Origin of the sequence: Simplicispira sedimenti, assembly GCF_022760965.1 — a bacterium.
Taxonomy (GTDB): Bacteria; Pseudomonadota; Gammaproteobacteria; order Burkholderiales; family Burkholderiaceae_C; genus Simplicispira; species Simplicispira sedimenti.
Window position 1 is genome coordinate 18,187 of the sequence record NZ_JAKVIJ010000009.1, and the last position, 16,541, is coordinate 34,727.

The following is a 16,541-nucleotide window of genomic DNA, read 5'->3' on the forward strand; positions in this document are numbered from 1 at the left end:
GGCAACGACGGGGGTGTTTGAATGTCGATTCGCCCCAGGCCAGCCGCATTCCTCTTGCAGAGAAACCACACCATGCCTGTATTGCAGACCCAACTCAATGCCCGCTCGGCCGACTTTCAAGCCAATGCCGCTGCCATGCGCGTGCTGGTCGATGACCTGAACGCCCAGATCGACAAGGTCGCTGCCGGTGGCGGCGAGGCCGCGCGCGCCAAGCATGTGGCACGGGGCAAGCTGCTGCCGCGCGAGCGCGTGGCGAACCTGCTCGACCCCGGCACGCCGTTCCTGGAGTTGGCGCCGCTGGCCGCGCTGAACATGTACAACAACGACGCACCGGGCGCGGGCATCATCGCCGGCATCGGCCGCGTGAGCGGCGTGGACTGCATGATCGTGTGCAACGACGCCACGGTGAAGGGCGGCACCTACTACCCCATGACGGTGAAGAAGCACCTGCGCGCCCAGGAAGTGGCGGCGCAGAACCGCCTGCCCTGCATCTACCTGGTGGACTCGGGCGGCGCCAACCTGCCCAACCAGGACGACGTGTTCCCGGACCGCGAGCACTTTGGCCGCATCTTCTTCAACCAGGCCAACATGAGCGCCCAGGGCATCGCCCAGATCGCCGTGGTCATGGGCAGTTGCACGGCCGGCGGCGCCTACGTGCCCGCGATGAGCGACGAGTCCATCATCGTGAAGAACCAGGGCACCATCTTCCTGGGCGGCCCGCCGCTGGTGAAGGCCGCCACGGGCGAGGTGGTGAGTGCCGAAGACCTGGGCGGCGGCGACGTGCACACGCGCCTGTCGGGCGTGGCCGACCACCTGGCGCAGAACGACCTGCACGCGCTCAAGCTGGCGCGCCATGCGGTGGCCAATCTGAATAAAAACAAGGCTGCATCGCCCGCCGATACTGCGCCAGTAGCTCCTAAATATGCAGCAGAAGAACTGTACGGCGTGATCCCCACCGACACGCGCAAGCCCTTCGACGTGCGCGAGATCATCGCCCGCATCGTCGACGGCAGCGAGTTCGACGAATTCAAGGCGCGCTTCGGCAGCACCCTGGTGTGCGGCTTCGCGCGCGTCGAGGGCATGCAGGTCGGCATCATCGCCAACAACGGCATCCTGTTCAGCGAGAGCGCGCAGAAGGGCGCGCACTTCATCGAGCTGTGCTGCCAGCGCAAGATCCCGCTGGTGTTCCTGCAGAACATCACCGGCTTCATGGTCGGCCGCAAGTACGAGAACGAAGGCATCGCGCGCCACGGCGCCAAGCTGGTGACGGCGGTGGCCACGGCGGCCGTGCCCAAGTTCACCATCATCATCGGCGGCAGCTTCGGCGCCGGCAACTACGGCATGTGCGGCCGCGCCTACTCGCCGCGCTTCCTCTGGATGTGGCCCAACGCGCGCATCTCCGTGATGGGCGGCGAGCAGGCCGCGAGTGTGCTGGCCACCGTCAAGCGCGACGGCATCGAATCCAAGGGCGGCCAGTGGAGCATGGAGGAAGAGGAAGCCTTCAAGGCCCCCATCCGCCGCCAGTACGAAGAGCAGGGCCACCCCTACTACGCCACCGCGCGCCTGTGGGACGACGGTGTGATCGACCCCGCCGACACGCGCCGCGTGCTGGCGCTGGGCCTCTCGGCCACGCGCAACGCGCCCATCGAGGACACCAAGTTCGGCGTGTTCCGCATGTAAGAAGAACGCACGCCGACGCACGGAACACCCCATGGACGCCGCCGCCCACTTTGGCCAGCTCGCACGCTACAACGTGTGGGCCACCGAGCGCCTGCTCCGGGCCGTGGACGCGCTGCCCGAGGCGGACTACCGGCGCGACCTGGGCCTGTTCTTCCGCAGCATCCACGGCACGCTCAGCCACCTGCTGGTGGGCGAGCACCTGCTGTGGTTCGTGCGCTTTGCCGAGGGCAGCTCGCCGCGCGTGGCGCTGGACGCCGAGGTCGAGAGCGACCGCGCACACCTGGCCAGCCGCCTGCGCGAGGGTGCGGCGCGCTGGGAGCCGCTGATCGCCGGCTGGCCCGCGCAGCGCTGGGATGGGGTGCTGTCCTACACCACCATGCGCGGCACCTCGGCCACGCTGCCCTTCGCCGCCACGCTCGCGCATGTGTTCAACCACGGCACGCACCACCGCGGGCAGATCACGGCGGCGCTCACCGCGCTGGGCCAGCCCTGCCCGGAGCTCGATCTCGTCTATTTCCTGCAAAACCCGCATACGCCATGAGCCAGAACCTTTCCATCACCCAGTCGGGCCCGGTCGCGCGCATCACGCTGACCCAGCCCGAGGTGCGCAACGCCTTCAGCGACGAAGTCATCGCCGAGATCGCTGCGGCCTTTCTCGACGTGGGCGCACGCCCCGACGTGCGCGCCGTGGTGCTGGCCGCCGAGGGCCCGGCCTTCTGCGCCGGCGCCAACCTCAATTGGATGCGCCGCATGGCCGACTACACGCGCGCCGAGAACATCGCGGACGCGGGCAAGCTCGCCGAGATGCTGCGCGTGATCTACGCCTGCCCCAAGCCCACCGTGGCGCGTGTGCAGGGCGACGTGTACGCCGGCGGCATGGGCCTGGTCGCGGCCTGCGACATGGCCGTGGCGGTGGACACGGCGGGCTTCTGCCTCAGCGAGGTCAAGCTCGGCCTGATCCCGGCCACCATCAGCCCCTACGTCATCCGCGCCATGGGCGCGCGCGCCGCGCACCGCTACTTCCTCACGGCCGAGCGCTTCGGTGCGGCCGAGGCGCTGCGCATCGGCTTCGTGCACGAGGTCGTGGCCGCAGACCAGCTTGACGCCAAGGTCGATGACATCGTCAAAGCCCTGGTCAGCGCCAGCCCGAACGCCGTGCGCGCCTGCAAGCAGCTGGTGCAGGACGTGGCGCAGCAGCAGATCGACGCGCAGCTCATCGCCGCCACCGTCGAAGGCATCGCCGACATCCGCGCGAGCGAAGAGGGCCGCGAGGGCGTGCAGTCCTTCCTGCAAAAGCGCAAACCGGCGTGGTTGCAGGCCTGAGCTCGCACGCATGCGCCTGAACGACCATGGACCAGCTCTGGCTGCGCATCGTCCAGTGGCTCCACACCGTGGGGCTGCATGTGGACGCGGGCACCGCGCGGGACGTGGCCGAGGGCGCGGCACGGGCCACGGCCCAGCTCGACATGCCGGGCCTGCTGGCGCTGGCGGCCGCGCTGGGCTGGGCCAGCGGGTTCCGGCTCTATGCCGTGGTGTTCCTCGTCGGCCTGATGGGTGCGACCGGATGGCTGGTGCTGCCGCCGGGCCTGCAGGTGCTGCAGCACCCGGCGGTGCTGGCGGTGAGCGGCTTCATGCTGCTGGTCGAATTCTTCGCCGACAAGGTGCCCTGGCTCGACAGTGCCTGGGATGCGCTGCACACGGTGATCCGCATCCCGGCGGGGGCGGTGCTGGCGGCGGGGGTGTTCGGCGCCGACAACGCCACCATGGCCCTGGTGGCCGGCCTGCTGGGCGGTTCGCTCTCGGCCACGGCGCTGGCCACCAAGATGACCACGCGCGCGGCGGTCAATACCTCGCCCGAGCCATTTTCCAACTGGGGGCTGTCCTTCCTCGAAGACGGCCTGGTGGTGGCCGTGGTCTGGCTGGCCACGCAGCACCCGCTGTGGTTCGGCGTGGCGCTGGCGTTCATGCTCATCGTGTCGGCACTGTTGCTGGTGCTGCTGTTCCGATTCCTGCGCGCGGTGCTGCGCCGCGTTGCCTCGTTTTTTTCTGGTTCTCCTGGAGTGGCCTAAATGTTTACCAAAATCCTGATTGCTAACCGCGGCGAGATTGCGTGCCGTGTCGCGGCGACCGCGAAGCGCATGGGCGTCAAGACCGTCGCCGTGTATTCCGATGCCGATGCCAGCGCCAAGCATGTGGCCGTGTGCGACGAGGCCGTGCACATCGGCGGCAGCGCCCCCAAGGACAGCTACCTGCGCTGGGAGCGCATCATCGAGGCCGCCCAGGCCACGGGCGCGCAGGCCATCCACCCCGGCTACGGCTTCCTGAGCGAGAACGAGGAATTCGCCCAGGCCTGCCAGGACGCTGGCCTGGTCTTCATCGGCCCGCCGCCCTCGGCCATCAAGGACATGGGCCTGAAGGCCGAGTCCAAGCAGCTCATGGAAAAAGCCGGCGTGCCCCTGGTGCCCGGCTACCACGGCGCCAACCAGGACGCCGCGCTCTTGCAGGCCGAGGCCGACCGCATCGGCTACCCCGTGCTCATCAAGGCCAGCGCCGGCGGTGGCGGCAAGGGTATGCGCGCCGTGGACAAGGCCGAGGACTTCGCGGCCGCGCTGGCGTCGTGCAAGCGCGAGGCGATCAACAGCTTTGGCGACGACGCCGTGCTGATCGAAAAATACGTGCAGCGCCCGCGCCACATCGAGATCCAGGTGTTCGGCGACACGCATGGCAACTATGTCTACCTGTTCGAGCGCGACTGCTCGGTGCAGCGCCGCCACCAGAAGGTGCTGGAGGAAGCGCCCGCGCCCGGCATGACGCCCGAGATGCGCGCCCAGATGGGCCTGGCCGCCGTGGCCGCCGCGCGTGCCGTGCACTACGTGGGCGCGGGCACGGTGGAGTTCATCGTCGAGCAGCGTCCCGATGGCAGCATGAACTTCTTCTTCATGGAGATGAACACGCGCCTGCAGGTCGAGCACCCGGTCACCGAGGCCATCACCGGCCAGGACCTGGTGGAATGGCAGTTGCGCGTGGCCGCGGGCGAGCCGCTGCCGCTGCAGCAGGACGAGCTGCGCATCACCGGCCATGCCATCGAGGCGCGCATCTGCGCCGAGAACCCCGACAACAACTTCCTGCCCGCCACCGGCCAGCTCGCCGTGTACGGCCTGCCCGACTGCGTGGCCTTCGAGCGCGGCGCGGTGCGCGTGGACTCCGGCGTGCGCCAGGGCGACGCCATCAGCCCGTTCTATGACTCCATGGTGGCCAAGCTCATTGTGCACGGCGACACGCGCGAGCAGGCGCTGGCCCGGCTGGATGAAGCGCTGGCCCAGACCCACATCGTCGGCCTGGCGACCAACGTGCAGTTCCTGCGCATGGTGGCGCGCACCGACTCGTTCGCTAAAGCCAACCTCGACACTGCGCTGATCCCGCGCGAAGAGGCCGTGCTGTTCAAGCAGGAGCGCGTGGGCCTGCCGCTGGCGGCGGCCGCCGCCGTGGCCCAGACGCTGCTGCGCGAGCGCGCCACCGAAGGTGCCGACCCGTTCAGCTGCCGCGACGGCTGGCGCTCGCACGGCCTGGTGGAACGCCGTTTCGAGTTCGACTTCAACGGCGCGCATGCCAAGGCCAGCCTGGCCTACCTGCACGATGGCGGACTGCGGCTGACGGTCGGTGAAGGTGCGCAGGCTGTTTCCGGTCCGCTGGCGTTTCAGTCGGTCGCCGGGGGCATCGAACTGCAGTATGCGGGTGAGCGCACCCGGGCCGCCGTGTATGCCATGGGCGAGACCGACCATGTGTTCATGCCCCGGGGCGCGACGCAGATCGTGGCCATCGATCTGCTGGCCCATGCGGGCGAGGACCAGTCCGAGGGGGGGCGCCTGACCGCGCCCATGCCGGGCAAGGTGGTGTCGTTCGCCGTGCAGGCCGGCGACAAGGTGAGCAAGGGCCAGGCCCTGGCCGTGATGGAAGCCATGAAGATGGAGCACACCATCGCCGCGCCGGTGGACGGCGTGGTGCAGGAGCTGCTGTACGCGCCGGGCGATCAGGTGGCCGAGGGCGCCGAACTGCTCAAGCTTTCCGCTGAGTGACAGACGTTTTGCGGCGGGCGGGGTACGCTCGGTGACCATGAAAATCACCTTTTGCTGTACCGATACCAAGGCCGATCCCTGGTTGCAGGGCCTGGCCGCCGCGTTGCCCGGCGCCGACATCACCGTCTGGCAACCGGGTGCTCCGGTGGCCGATTACGCCGTGGTCTGGGCGCCGCCCCAGCAGTTCCTGGACGAGCAGCAGGGCATCCAGGCTCTGTTCAACATCGGCGCAGGCGTCGATGCGCTGCTGCAGCGCCGCCTGCCGCCGGGCGCGCGCGTAGTGCGGCTCGACGATGCCGGCATGGCCGTGCAGATGGCCGAATACGTGTGCCACGCCGTCATCCGCCATTTCCGCGAATTCGACCAGTACGAAGCCAGCATGCGCGCGGGCCAGTGGGCTTACCGCAAGCCGCGCCTGCGCCAGGACCTGCCCGTGGGCGTGATGGGCCTGGGCGTGCTCGGCGAGCGCGTGGCGAAGGCGCTGGCGCAGTTCGAGTTTCCGGTGAACGGCTGGAGCCGCTCGCCCAAGGCCATTGACGGCACCCGCGCCTTCAGCGGGCAGGACGGCTTCAATGACTTCCTGGCCGCCAGCCGCGTGCTCGTGAACCTGCTGCCGCTCACGCCCGAGACGCAGGACATCCTGAACCGTGACACCCTGGCGCGCCTGCAGCCGGGCGGCTACCTCATCAACGTCGCGCGCGGCGCGCACCTGGTCGAGGACGACCTGCTGGCGCTGCTCGACAGCGGTCACCTCGCGGGCGCCCAGCTTGACGTGTTCCGCACCGAGCCGCTGCCCGTGGGGCATCCGTTCTGGAGCCACCCGCGCATTTCCCTCACGCCCCACACCTCGGCGCGCACGCTGCTGGGTGAGAGCATTGCCCAGATCGTGGGCAAGATCGCTGCGCTGGAGCGTGGCGAGGCCATCGCCGGTGTCGTGGACCCGGTGCGCGGCTATTGACAGCACTTCTTTCACAAGGACTTCCCCATGAGCATCCCCTCCCGCGTTCAGATCATCGACGTCGGTCCGCGCGACGGTCTGCAGAACGAAAAATCCCCCGTGCCCGCCGAGGTCAAGATCGGCCTGGTGCAGCGCCTGCAGGAAGCCGGCCTGCACGAGATCGAGGTCACCAGCTTCGTCAGCCCCAAATGGGTGCCGCAGATGGCCGACAACGCCGAGGTCATGGCCGGCATCGAACGCAAGGCCGGCGTGCGCTATTCCGTGCTGACGCCCAACCTGCAGGGCTACGAGGCGGCGGTGAAGACGCGGCCCGACGAGATCGTGGTGTTCGGTTCGGCCAGCGAGGCCTTCAGCCGCAAGAACATCAACTGCAGCATCGCCGAGAGCATCGAGCGCTTCGCGCCCGTGGTCGAGGCCGCGCTGGCGGCCGGCATCCGCGTGCGTGGCGCCATGAGCTGCACCGTGGGCTGCCCCTACGAAGGCGAGGTCGCGCCGCAGCAGGTGGCCTACCTGGCCGGGTTGATGAAAGGCATCGGCGTGCAGCGCGTGGACGTGGCCGACACCATCGGCGTGGGCACGCCTCGCACGGTGCAGCGCGCCATCGAGGCGGCGCTGCAGCACTATGGCATCGACGCGGTGTCGGGCCATTTCCACGATACCTACGGCCAGGCGCTGTCGAACACGCTGGCCGCGCTGGAGCTGGGCGTGTGGAACTATCAGGCCTCGGTGGCCGGCCTGGGCGGCTGCCCTTACGCCAAGGGCGCCACGGGCAACGTGGCCACCGAAGACCTGGTGTTCATGCTGCGCGGCATGGGTATCGAGACCGGCATCGACCTCGACAAGCTTGTCGATGCGGGTGCCTACATCAGCGATTTTCTGGGCCGCAAGCCCAACTCGCGCACGGCCGTGGCCCTGCTGAACAAGCGCGCCTGAAAGCCTGAGCACCAGCGCGCAGGCGCCGCCGCCGCTACCATCGGGGAACCATGACTGAAGCTATTCCTTCCCTTGATGCGCAGCCGCCCGGCCTGCAGCGTGTGGCCGCCGCGCTCCAGGCGGCCGGCCACCCCCACGGCCCACGCATGCTCGATGATGCGGCGCGCACTGCGCAGCAGGCGGCCGACCAGCTCGGTGTGCAGCTTGGCCAGATTGCCAAGAGCATCATCTTCCGGCGCAAGGCCGATGATGTGGCCGTGCTCGTTATCACCTCGGGCGACCGGCGTGTGGATGAGAAGAAGGTCGAGGCCCATGTGGGCAAGATCGGTCGTGCCGATGCCGGTTTCGTGAAGGATCGCACCGGCTTTTCCATCGGCGGCGTCTCGCCCGTGGCGCATGCCACGCCGCCGGTCACGCTGATCGACCGCGACCTGCTGCGCTTCGATGTGGTCTGGGCCGCCGCAGGGCACCCGCACGGCGTGTTTCCGCTCCACCCCGCCGACCTGGAGCGGCTCACTGGCGCACCCGTGGTCGATGTGGTGCAGGAGCCTGCTGCCCTATGAGTGCTATCGAAGGTATAGCTGCTCGCGCTCGTCTGTTGGGCGAAGCGGGCTATTTTGATCCCAATTCCGACGAGGTCATTCCCTCGCCCTGCATCTCGGTCTGCCGCATGTCCGAGGACCGCAGCCACTGCGTGGGGTGCTTTCGCACCATTCCCGAGATCCGCGCCTGGGCCCAGGCCGACAGCGCCGAGCGCCTGGCCATCTGGGCTGCGCTGGCGCAGCGCGCCGGGATGGCTTTTCCACCCTGAAGCCCCCACCCTGACGTCCCCACCAAGGAGCTGCCATGAAGCACATCGTCTTTCACCTGGACTTCGTTTCGCCGTACGCCTGGCTGGCCTTCGAGCGTTTGCCAGATGTGCTGGAGGGCCTGAGCCACAGCGTGGAGTACCGGCCGGTACTGCTGGGCGCGTTGCTCAAGCAGCATGGCAACCCGGGGCCGGCGGGCATTGCGCCCAAGCGCGACTGGACCTACCGCCATGCCTTATGGCTGGGCCATTCGCTGGGTGTGCCGCTGGCGATGCCCGCGCGCCATCCGTTCAATCCGCTGGCGCTGCTGCGCCTGGCGCTGGCCTGCAGCGAGGACGGCAGCATCAACCGCTTTGTCACCGGCACGGTGTTCCGCCATGTCTGGCAGGGCGGGCAGGATGCGCTCGATGCCGAGCGGCTTACGCAGCTCGCTGCCGAACTGGAGCCCCAGCGCAAGCCGGGCGACGAGGATGGCGCCCGCGCCAAGGCGCTGCTGCGCGCCAACACCGAGGCCGCCACGGCGCGCGGCGTGTTCGGTGTACCGGCGCTGGAGGTGGATGGCAAGGTCTTCTGGGGCTACGACAGCCTGCCCATGCTGCGCGCCTACCTGGAGGGCGACGCCTGGTTCGGCCAAGGCTGGGAGTCCGCTGCAAGCGTGGCGCAAGGCCTGCCGGTTTGAATGCAGGGGCGTGCCATGGCGGCCGCCCCATCCTTCATGCCCAGCGCCTTTCCTTTCAACGCATCCCCCTTCGATTGCCTCACCCCCGACGAGCAGCGCCTGGTGCGCGCCAGCGTGGACATCGCCTACTTCCCCGAAGACGCGGTGGTGCTCGATGCGGGCAGCGCTCCTACCCACCTGTTCGTCATCATCAAGGGCTACGTCACCCAGACCGAGGGTGAAGAGGTCTTGGCCACCTACGGGCCCGAGGACAGCTTTGATGGCTGTGGCCTGATGACCGGCCGCCTGCACAGCCGCTTTGTGGCCACCGAGGAAGTGGTGGCCTACCAACTGGCACGCGAGGCGGTGAACGAGCTCATCGCCTGCAACACCACCTTTGGCGCCTTGCTGTTTTCCGACCTGGGCCAGAAGCTCAGTGCCCTGGCACGCAGGGCAGGGCAGCATGAGCTGCAATCGCTCACCATGGCGCGCGTGGAGCAGGCCTTTCTGCGCCCGGCCCCCATGGTGACTGCGGACACCGACATCATCACCGTCGTGCGCCTGCTGCAGGAGCAGAGGGTGAAGAATGTGCTGGTAACCGGGCTGGCCGACGGCGGCCTGGGTATTTTCACCAACACCGATTTGCAGCGCGCCATTCTCGATGGCCGCCCGCTGGACCAGTTGGCCGTGGGCACACTGGCCAGCACGCCCGTCGTCACCGTGCGCGAGTCCGACTCGCTGGGCGACGCCATGGTGCTGCTGCTGCGCAGGCGCGTGCACCGCCTGGTGGTGCTGGAGGACACTGGCGCCGTACGCGGGGTGCTGGAGGCGCTGGACCTGTTCAGCTTTCTGGCCAACCATTCGCACGTCATCACGGCGCAGATCGAACACGCGCAGGATTTGCCCGCACTGGCGCAGGCGGCGGCCCAGATCACGCGGCTGCTCGCCGCGCTGCAGCGCGGTGGCACGCGCATCGGGCTGATGGCCAAGCTGGTGCAGCAACTCAACGCCCACCTGTTCGAGCGCGCCTGGTCCATGGTGGCCCCCCCCGACCTGGTGGAGAACAGTTGCCTGTTCGTCATGGGCAGCGAGGGGCGCGGTGAACAACTCCTCAAGACCGACCAGGACAACGGCCTGGTGCTGCGCGATGGCTATGCCGCGCCGCCGGAGCTGGACGCCATCTGCCAGCGGTTTTCGGAGGTGCTGGCGAGCTTTGGCTACCCTGAGTGCCCCGGCCGCATCATGGTCAGCAACCCCGACTGGCGCGGCTCGGTCCACAGCTTTGGCCAGCGTGTGCGCCAATGGCTGCTGGCGCCCGAGGCCGACAGCCTGATGCAGCTCGCCATCTTTCTGGATGCGCATGCCGTGGCGGGCGATGCGGCGCTGCTCCATGCCGTGCGTGAAGGTGTGGTGGAGCAGGCCATCGACAACGACGCCGTACTGGCCCGCTTTGCCGCTGCCATCGACAACTTTGGCGGCGCCTCGGGCTGGTGGAGCCGCCTGTTCGGCCTGAGCGATGAAGGCCGTGCCATCAGCCTCAAGAAGGCGGGCATCTTTCCCATCGTGCATGGCGTGCGCAGCCTGGCGTTGGCGCGGCGCGTGCCGGCCACCGGCACGGCCGAGCGGATTGCCGCACTGGTGGAGGCGGGCGTGCTCGATGCCGCCCTGGGCGATGAGCTGGTGCAAAGCCTGCACTTCCTCATGGGACTGCGCCTGCAGGCCGGGCTGGCCCAGATCGACACGGGCCGGCCGGTCACCGGCAACGTCGATCCCGAGCGGCTCAGCACGCTGGAGCGCGATCTGCTCAAGGACGCGCTCGCGGTGGTCAAACGTTTCAAGGCGCTGCTGCACCACCGGCTGAAGTTGGACGCGCTGTGACACTGCTGGAACGCATGCGCCGCACCTGGCAGCGCTACCACCTGGCGCGGCCAGAGTTTGCCTTCCTGCTCGAACCGCCGCCGCCCAACGAATGGGTGGCCATCGACTGCGAGACCACGGGCCTGAACCGCCGCACCGACGAGATCATTGCCATCGGCGCCGTGCGCATCGTGGGCCAGCGCATCCTCACCAGCCAGCGGCTGGAGTTGTTGGTGCGGCCCGACAAGGAGGTGCCCGCGGACAGCGTGCGCATCCACCGCCTGCGCAGCCGTGATGTGGCCCAGGGCCTGCCGCTGGACGAGGCGATGCGCCAGCTGCTGCATTTCATCGGCAGCCGCCCGCTGGTGGGCTACTACCTGGAGTTCGATGTGGCCATGCTCAACCGCGCCGTGTGGCCCTTGCTGGGCATGGGCCTGCCACAGCAGCGCTTGGAGGTATCGGCCATGTACTACGAGTACAAGTTCAAGCAGTTGCCGCCCTACCAGCAGTTCGACAACGCCCACATCGACCTGCGCTTTGCCACGCTCATGGACGACCTGGCGCTACCCCAGCGCGAAGCCCACGACGCCCTCAACGACGCCGTCATGGCGGCCATGGCCTTTGTCAAACTGCGCCAGTTGCAAAGCCAATAAAAAACCGGGCGCCAGGCCCGGTGGATTGTCCCCCCACCGCATCGCGCAACGATGCGAGGGGGAGGGCGCCGCATGCGCCACAGGGGGGCATCAATGTCCAGAGGCCCCAGCGGCGCCCAGGCCCGTTTCCGAACGCACCTGCTGCGCCGGGAATGCGGCACGCTCGCGCGCGGCGTTGGCACTCTTGTCGGTGATCGAGAAGAGCCAGATGCCCACGAAGCCGATGGTCATGGAGAACAGCGCCGGCGAGGTGTAGGGGAACAGCGCCGAGCCGGCCGGGTTGCCCAGCGTGGCTTCCCACACCGAGGGCGACACGATGGTCAGGCCCACCGAGGAGATCAGGCCCAGGAAGCCGCCGATCACCGCGCCGCGCGTCGTGCAGTCTTTCCACAGCACCGACATGAACAGCACCGGGAAGTTGGCCGAGGCCGCGATGGCGAAGGCCAGCGAGACCATGAACGCGATGTTCTGCTTCTCGAAGGCGATGCCCAGCACCACGGCGATCACGCCCAGGGCCAGGGTGGTGATGCGCGAAACCTTCAGCTCCGACGCGCTGTCGGCCTTGCCCTTCTTGAACACCGTGGCATACAGGTCGTGCGACACGGCCGAGGCGCCCGAGAGCGTCAGGCCGGCCACCACGGCCAGGATGGTGGCGAACGCCACGGCCGAGATGAAGCCGTAGAAGATGTTGCCGCCCACCGACTTGGCCACCAGCACGGCCGCCATGTTGGCCGTGCCCGCGCCGCCGTGGATCACACCCTTGACCACATCCGCCATCTCGGGGTTGGTCAGCACCAGGGTGATGGCGCCGAAGCCGATGATGAAGATCAGGATGTAGAAGTAGCCGATCCAGGTGGTGGCCCACAGCACCGACTTGCGGGCTTCTTTGGCATCGGGCACGGTGAAGAAGCGCATCAGGATGTGCGGCAGGCCGGCGGTGCCGAACATCAGCGCCATGCCGAACGAGATGGCCGAGATCGGGTCCTTGATGAAGCCGCCGGGCCCCATGATGGACAGCCCCTTCTTGGCGGCGTCTTCAGCCGACATGCCGGTGTTGGCGGCGATATTGGTGCGCACTTCCACGCCCTTGGCGAACAGCGCCTCGGGGCTGAAGCCGTACTGTGCCAGCACCATGAAGGCCATGAAGCTCACGCCCGCCAGCAGCATCACCGCCTTGATGATCTGCACCCAGGTGGTGGCCGTCATGCCGCCGAACAGCACATAGACCATCATCAGCGCGCCCACGATGACCACGGCCATCCAGTATTCCAGGCCGAACAGCAGCTTGATGAGCTGGCCTGCGCCGACCATCTGCGCGATCAGGTAGAACGCCACCACCACCAGCGTGCCCGAGGCCGCGAAGGCGCGGATCGGCGTCTGCTGGAAGCGGTAGCCCGCCACGTCGGCGAAGGTGAACTTGCCCAGGTTGCGCAGGCGCTCGGCCATCAGGAAGGTGATGATGGGCCAGCCCACGAGGAAGCCGATGGAGTAGATCAGGCCGTCGTAGCCGGTGGCCATCACGGCCGCCGAGATGCCCAGGAAGGAAGCCGCGGACATGTAGTCGCCCGCGATCGCCAGGCCGTTCTGGAAGCCGGTGATGCCGCCTCCAGCCGTGTAGAAATCGGCGGCAGAGCGTGTCTTGGCCGCGGCCCACTTCGTGATCCACAGCGTACCGGCGACGAAGATGCCGAACATGATGATGGCCGTCCAGTTGGTGGCCTGTTTGGCCGCCTGGCCCACATCGCCACCGGCGGCATGGGCGGCCCCTGCGGTCAGCAGGGCCAGCAGTGGCAGCGCTTGAAGGGCTGGTTTCTTGAGAGCGTTCATTTCGATGCGTCTTTGAGAATTTGCTTGGTCAGTGCATCGAACTCGCCGTTGGCACGGCGCACATAAATGCCGGTGATGACGATGGTGAACAGGATCACGCCCATGCCGATGGGAATGCCCAGAGTGGTCACGCCGCTGCCGATGGGTTGGGCGAGAAACTTCTTGTCGAATGCAATCAGCGCGATATAGCCGTAATAAGCCACCAGCATCAGCACGGTCAGAAAGATGCCCAGACGGTTGCGCTTGGTGCGCAGTTCCAGGTACTTCGGATGGCTCTGTATTTTCTGGACCACCGGGTCGCTCATGAATCAGTCTCCTTGGATGGGATCACTGCCGTGACAGAAGGTCCGCGGCAAGCGGGCGGATTCTGCAAACGGGCACTGACCAAGCGCTTACGCAGTGCAGCAATTGCAGTGCAACAAACTGCTGCAAGGCACGCTGGGCCTGGTTTTGTCAGTGCCGGGTCAGTTTCAAGCAAGCCCTTGTTGGCTGGGCGTCAGAACGGGGTCAGCACGGCCTCCAAGAATGCTTGCAGGCTGCCACAGAGCAGCTTGCAAGCAATTGGAGACAACCCATGGCCCCCCCGGCTTCCAACGGGCCGATGACGCCCGAGGAGACGCGGGTGGTCATTGCCTCGTCGCTGGGTACCGTGTTCGAGTGGTACGACTTTTACCTCTACGGTGCCCTGGCGGCCATCATTGCGCGCCAGTTTTTCAGCGCGCTCGACGCGGGCTCGGCCTTTCTGTTCGCGCTGCTGGCGTTCGCCGCCGGTTTTCTGGTGCGCCCTTTGGGGGCCGTGCTGTTCGGGCGGCTGGGTGACATGATCGGGCGCAAGTACACCTTTCTGGTGACCATGCTGGTCATGGGCCTGGCCACCTTTGCCGTGGGGCTGCTGCCGGCCTATGCCAGCATCGGCGTGGCGGCGCCCATCCTGCTCATAGGGCTGCGCCTGCTGCAGGGCCTGGCCCTGGGGGGCGAGTATGGCGGGGCCGCCGTCTATGTGGCCGAACATGCCCCCCAGCACCGGCGCGGCGCCTACACCGCCTGGATCCAGACTACGGCCACGCTGGGCCTGCTGATGGCGCTGCTGGTCGTCATGGGCGTGCGTGCGCTGCTGGGCGAAGACGCATTTGCCGACTGGGGCTGGCGTATTCCCTTTCTGGTGTCCATCGCGCTGTTGGCAGTGTCGGTGTGGATTCGCCTGTCCCTGGCCGAGACACCGGCCTTCCAGCGCATGAAGGCACGGGGGCGCGCCTCGCGCGCCCCCGTGCGCGAGGCCTTCGGGACATGGAAGAACCTGCGCCTGGCCCTGCTGGCCCTGCTGGGCCTGACGGCCGGGCAGGCCGTGGTCTGGTACACCGGGCAGTTCTATGCGCTGTTCTTTCTGACGCAGCAGCTCAAGGTGGAAGCCGCCACCGCACAGCTCTTGCTGGCGCTGGCGCTGCTGCTGGGCACGCCGCTGTTCATTGTGTTTGGTGCGCTGTCCGACCGCGTGGGCCGCAAGCCGGTCATCCTGTTGGGCTGCGTGCTGGCGGCGGCCACGTACTTTCCGGCCTTTCAGGCGCTGACCGTGGCGGCCAACCCTGCGCTGGCGCAGGCCCAGGCACGCAACCAGGTGGTCATTGAAGCGTCTCCCTGGGGCTGCTCCTTCCAGTTCAATCCCACCGGAGCCACGCGCTACACCAGCCCCTGCGACCTGGCCAAGCAGGTGCTGGCAGCGCATTCGGTGAGCTACCACACCGAGCCTGCCGAAGGCGAGAGTGCAGCCGCTGTGGTGCGCATCGGCACCCAGCGCATCGTGCTGGAGCCTGCCACCGGCATGACCGGCATGCAGGCGCGCGAGCGTGAGCGGACCTTTCGCAGCGCCGTGGCCCAGGCCTTGCAGGTTGCGGGCTACCCAGACCACGCCGACCCGCAGGCCATTGACCGGCTGCGTGTGGTCGCCATCCTGTGGTACCTCATGCTGCTGGTCACCATGGTGTACGGCCCCCTTGCGGCGGCGCTGGCCGAAATGTTTCCTACCCGCATCCGCTACACGGCCATGAGCCTGCCGTACCACATCGGCAACGGCTGGTTCGGTGGCATGCTGCCGCCCATGGCATTTGCCATCGTCGCGCAGACGGGCAACATGTACAGCGGCCTGTGGTACCCGGTGCTGATTGCCGGGGTGGGTGCGTTCATCGGCGCGCTGTGGCTGCGTGAGACGCGTGGCGTGGATATGTATGCCGAGGATTGAGACGGTGTGAATGAATCCGGCGTGCCAGAGCAGGCCAGATTCATTCAAACCTTCCGAGGTCTTTGGCCGAACTGGGCTGAACGGTCAGAGCACGGCAAACAGCTTTTCGCGCAACTCGGGCAGGCGCCTCTTGCCTACGGCGTTGGACTCCATGGCCTCGGCCCAGGCGATGTACACATGGCGCAGTTCTTCGGTGGTCTTGCTGCCGTAGATCGACTCGACGAGTGAAATGCGGTTGTGCTGCCCAAAGATGGTGTTGACCGTGTTAATCATGAAATTACGCGCCATGTCCGCCTCCTTGGCGCTGCGCGATTCGGGCGGCGGCAGGGCCTCCAGATCGTCGCCTGCATGGGTGCTGGCTGCAGCACCCGCAGGGCTGGGCGCGGGCTTGGGTGCGGGGACGGTACCCACGGCCTCGATGCAGCCGCGCTCCAACAGTTCGGTGAGCTGTGGGCTGACCTCATTGCCGGGCACAAAGGTGCTCAGTTCCTGACCGCTGCGCTTGCCATCCACCAGCACCAGTACGCGCCGCGCCATGGGCGACAGACCCAGGGAGCGCGAGGCGATTTCCTGCTGACCCTGCGCCGTCTTGGCGTAGATGGAGCGAAGCAGTACGGGGATGGAATCAGGCATGGCGATGGAGCAGGGACGGGGATGCCGTCTTCAGGATGAGGCAGGTAAGAGAGTGTTTCTGCAACACAGCGCTCTGCCATTGGGATTTTCACTGAGGCCTGAACGATCGGTGTTTTCCCTTGAGTCGTAATCCAAGCGTCAGATTGGAACTTTTCATCAGTTCGCTGTAAGGAAGCGTCGCGACAGTCAACCTCGCAATCCACGGGGCTGGCCTTGTGGGT

16 protein-coding genes are annotated in these 16,541 nt (G+C 67.3%); 13 read left to right on the forward strand and 3 right to left on the reverse strand.

What is annotated here, in order from left to right; genetic code table 11:
* Positions 1-72 precede the first annotated feature (72 nt).
* The 12 genes from MJ602_RS10920 to MJ602_RS10975 are packed head-to-tail and all read left to right on the forward strand — an operon-like array spanning position 73 to position 11,624.
* A complete protein-coding gene (locus tag MJ602_RS10920) occupies positions 73-1,680 on the forward strand; it encodes a carboxyl transferase domain-containing protein (RefSeq protein WP_243020852.1) in 1,608 nt (535 codons plus the stop codon).
* Between the two features lie 31 nt (positions 1,681-1,711).
* The gene (locus MJ602_RS10925; protein ID WP_243020853.1) at positions 1,712-2,221 is read left to right on the forward strand and encodes a DinB family protein; all 510 of its coding nucleotides are present in this window, start codon (positions 1,712-1,714) and stop codon (positions 2,219-2,221) included.
* Positions 2,218-3,003 (forward strand): enoyl-CoA hydratase/isomerase family protein, encoded by a 786-nt coding sequence (locus MJ602_RS10930; protein WP_243020854.1) that lies wholly within the window; start codon positions 2,218-2,220, stop codon positions 3,001-3,003. Before MJ602_RS10925 ends, MJ602_RS10930 begins: the two co-directional genes overlap by 4 nt.
* Positions 3,004-3,029: 26 nt before the next feature.
* Positions 3,030-3,749, forward strand: a complete 720-nt coding sequence (locus MJ602_RS10935; protein WP_243020855.1) for a DUF4126 domain-containing protein — start codon at positions 3,030-3,032, stop codon at positions 3,747-3,749.
* A complete protein-coding gene (locus tag MJ602_RS10940; protein ID WP_243020856.1) occupies positions 3,750-5,756 on the forward strand; it encodes an acetyl/propionyl/methylcrotonyl-CoA carboxylase subunit alpha in 2,007 nt (668 codons plus the stop codon).
* A 37-nt stretch (positions 5,757-5,793) separates the two neighbouring features.
* Positions 5,794-6,714 carry a 2-hydroxyacid dehydrogenase gene (locus MJ602_RS10945; protein WP_243020857.1) on the forward strand — a complete coding sequence of 307 codons (921 nt, stop codon included), beginning with the start codon at positions 5,794-5,796 and terminating at the stop codon, positions 6,712-6,714.
* Positions 6,715-6,741: 27 nt separating this feature from the next.
* Positions 6,742-7,647, forward strand: coding sequence for a hydroxymethylglutaryl-CoA lyase (locus MJ602_RS10950; protein ID WP_243020858.1), 906 nt, complete (start codon positions 6,742-6,744; stop codon positions 7,645-7,647).
* 50 nt (positions 7,648-7,697) lie between these two features.
* Complete coding sequence (locus MJ602_RS10955) at positions 7,698-8,210, forward strand: YbaK/EbsC family protein (RefSeq protein ID WP_243020859.1); 513 nt, start codon at positions 7,698-7,700, stop codon at positions 8,208-8,210.
* Entirely contained in the window at positions 8,207-8,458 is a 252-nt protein-coding gene (locus tag MJ602_RS10960; protein WP_243020860.1) for a DUF1289 domain-containing protein, read from the forward strand. Before MJ602_RS10955 ends, MJ602_RS10960 begins: the two co-directional genes overlap by 4 nt.
* Positions 8,459-8,493: 35 nt before the next feature.
* Positions 8,494-9,135, forward strand: coding sequence for a 2-hydroxychromene-2-carboxylate isomerase (locus MJ602_RS10965; RefSeq protein ID WP_243020861.1), 642 nt, complete (start codon positions 8,494-8,496; stop codon positions 9,133-9,135).
* 36 nt (positions 9,136-9,171) lie between these two features.
* Positions 9,172-10,992 carry a putative nucleotidyltransferase substrate binding domain-containing protein gene (locus MJ602_RS10970; RefSeq protein ID WP_243020958.1) on the forward strand — a complete coding sequence of 607 codons (1,821 nt, stop codon included), beginning with the start codon at positions 9,172-9,174 and terminating at the stop codon, positions 10,990-10,992.
* 14 nt (positions 10,993-11,006) lie between these two features.
* Entirely contained in the window at positions 11,007-11,624 is a 618-nt protein-coding gene (locus MJ602_RS10975) for a 3'-5' exonuclease (protein ID WP_162018001.1), read from the forward strand.
* A gap of 90 nt (positions 11,625-11,714) precedes the next feature.
* On the opposite strand, the gene MJ602_RS10980 is transcribed toward MJ602_RS10975, so the two are convergent.
* Together MJ602_RS10980 and MJ602_RS10985 are read right to left on the reverse strand one after the other, a co-directional pair.
* Entirely contained in the window at positions 11,715-13,451 is a 1,737-nt protein-coding gene (locus MJ602_RS10980) for a cation acetate symporter (protein WP_243020862.1), read from the reverse strand.
* Entirely contained in the window at positions 13,448-13,756 is a 309-nt protein-coding gene (locus MJ602_RS10985; RefSeq protein ID WP_162015256.1) for a DUF485 domain-containing protein, read from the reverse strand. The genes MJ602_RS10980 and MJ602_RS10985 overlap by 4 nt, the downstream gene beginning before the upstream one ends.
* 269 nt (positions 13,757-14,025) lie before the next feature.
* On the opposite strand from MJ602_RS10985, the gene MJ602_RS10990 reads away from it, so the two are divergent.
* Entirely contained in the window at positions 14,026-15,687 is a 1,662-nt protein-coding gene (locus tag MJ602_RS10990; protein WP_243020863.1) for an MFS transporter, read from the forward strand.
* 84 nt (positions 15,688-15,771) lie between these two features.
* Here MJ602_RS10990 and MJ602_RS10995 read toward each other — a convergent pair whose 3' ends face one another.
* Complete coding sequence (locus MJ602_RS10995) at positions 15,772-16,320, reverse strand: hypothetical protein (protein ID WP_162015257.1); 549 nt, start codon at positions 16,318-16,320, stop codon at positions 15,772-15,774.
* Positions 16,321-16,541: the final 221 nt, after the last annotated feature.

Coding starts and splice junctions, on each gene's coding strand:
- MJ602_RS10995 (WP_162015257.1), bottom strand. CDS start 16,320: ATGCCTGATTCCATCCCCGTACTGCTTCGCTCCATCTACGCCAAGACG.
- MJ602_RS10935 (WP_243020855.1), top strand. CDS start 3,030: ATGGACCAGCTCTGGCTGCGCATCGTCCAGTGGCTCCACACCGTGGGG.
- MJ602_RS10920 (WP_243020852.1), top strand. CDS start 73: ATGCCTGTATTGCAGACCCAACTCAATGCCCGCTCGGCCGACTTTCAA.
- MJ602_RS10930 (WP_243020854.1), top strand. CDS start 2,218: ATGAGCCAGAACCTTTCCATCACCCAGTCGGGCCCGGTCGCGCGCATC.
- MJ602_RS10980 (WP_243020862.1), bottom strand. CDS start 13,451: ATGAACGCTCTCAAGAAACCAGCCCTTCAAGCGCTGCCACTGCTGGCC.
- MJ602_RS10965 (WP_243020861.1), top strand. CDS start 8,494: ATGAAGCACATCGTCTTTCACCTGGACTTCGTTTCGCCGTACGCCTGG.
- MJ602_RS10950 (WP_243020858.1), top strand. CDS start 6,742: ATGAGCATCCCCTCCCGCGTTCAGATCATCGACGTCGGTCCGCGCGAC.
- MJ602_RS10990 (WP_243020863.1), top strand. CDS start 14,026: ATGGCCCCCCCGGCTTCCAACGGGCCGATGACGCCCGAGGAGACGCGG.
- MJ602_RS10945 (WP_243020857.1), top strand. CDS start 5,794: ATGAAAATCACCTTTTGCTGTACCGATACCAAGGCCGATCCCTGGTTG.
- MJ602_RS10985 (WP_162015256.1), bottom strand. CDS start 13,756: ATGAGCGACCCGGTGGTCCAGAAAATACAGAGCCATCCGAAGTACCTG.
- MJ602_RS10960 (WP_243020860.1), top strand. CDS start 8,207: ATGAGTGCTATCGAAGGTATAGCTGCTCGCGCTCGTCTGTTGGGCGAA.
- MJ602_RS10970 (WP_243020958.1), top strand. CDS start 9,172: ATGCCCAGCGCCTTTCCTTTCAACGCATCCCCCTTCGATTGCCTCACC.
- MJ602_RS10940 (WP_243020856.1), top strand. CDS start 3,750: ATGTTTACCAAAATCCTGATTGCTAACCGCGGCGAGATTGCGTGCCGT.
- MJ602_RS10925 (WP_243020853.1), top strand. CDS start 1,712: ATGGACGCCGCCGCCCACTTTGGCCAGCTCGCACGCTACAACGTGTGG.
- MJ602_RS10975 (WP_162018001.1), top strand. CDS start 11,007: ATGCGCCGCACCTGGCAGCGCTACCACCTGGCGCGGCCAGAGTTTGCC.
- MJ602_RS10955 (WP_243020859.1), top strand. CDS start 7,698: ATGACTGAAGCTATTCCTTCCCTTGATGCGCAGCCGCCCGGCCTGCAG.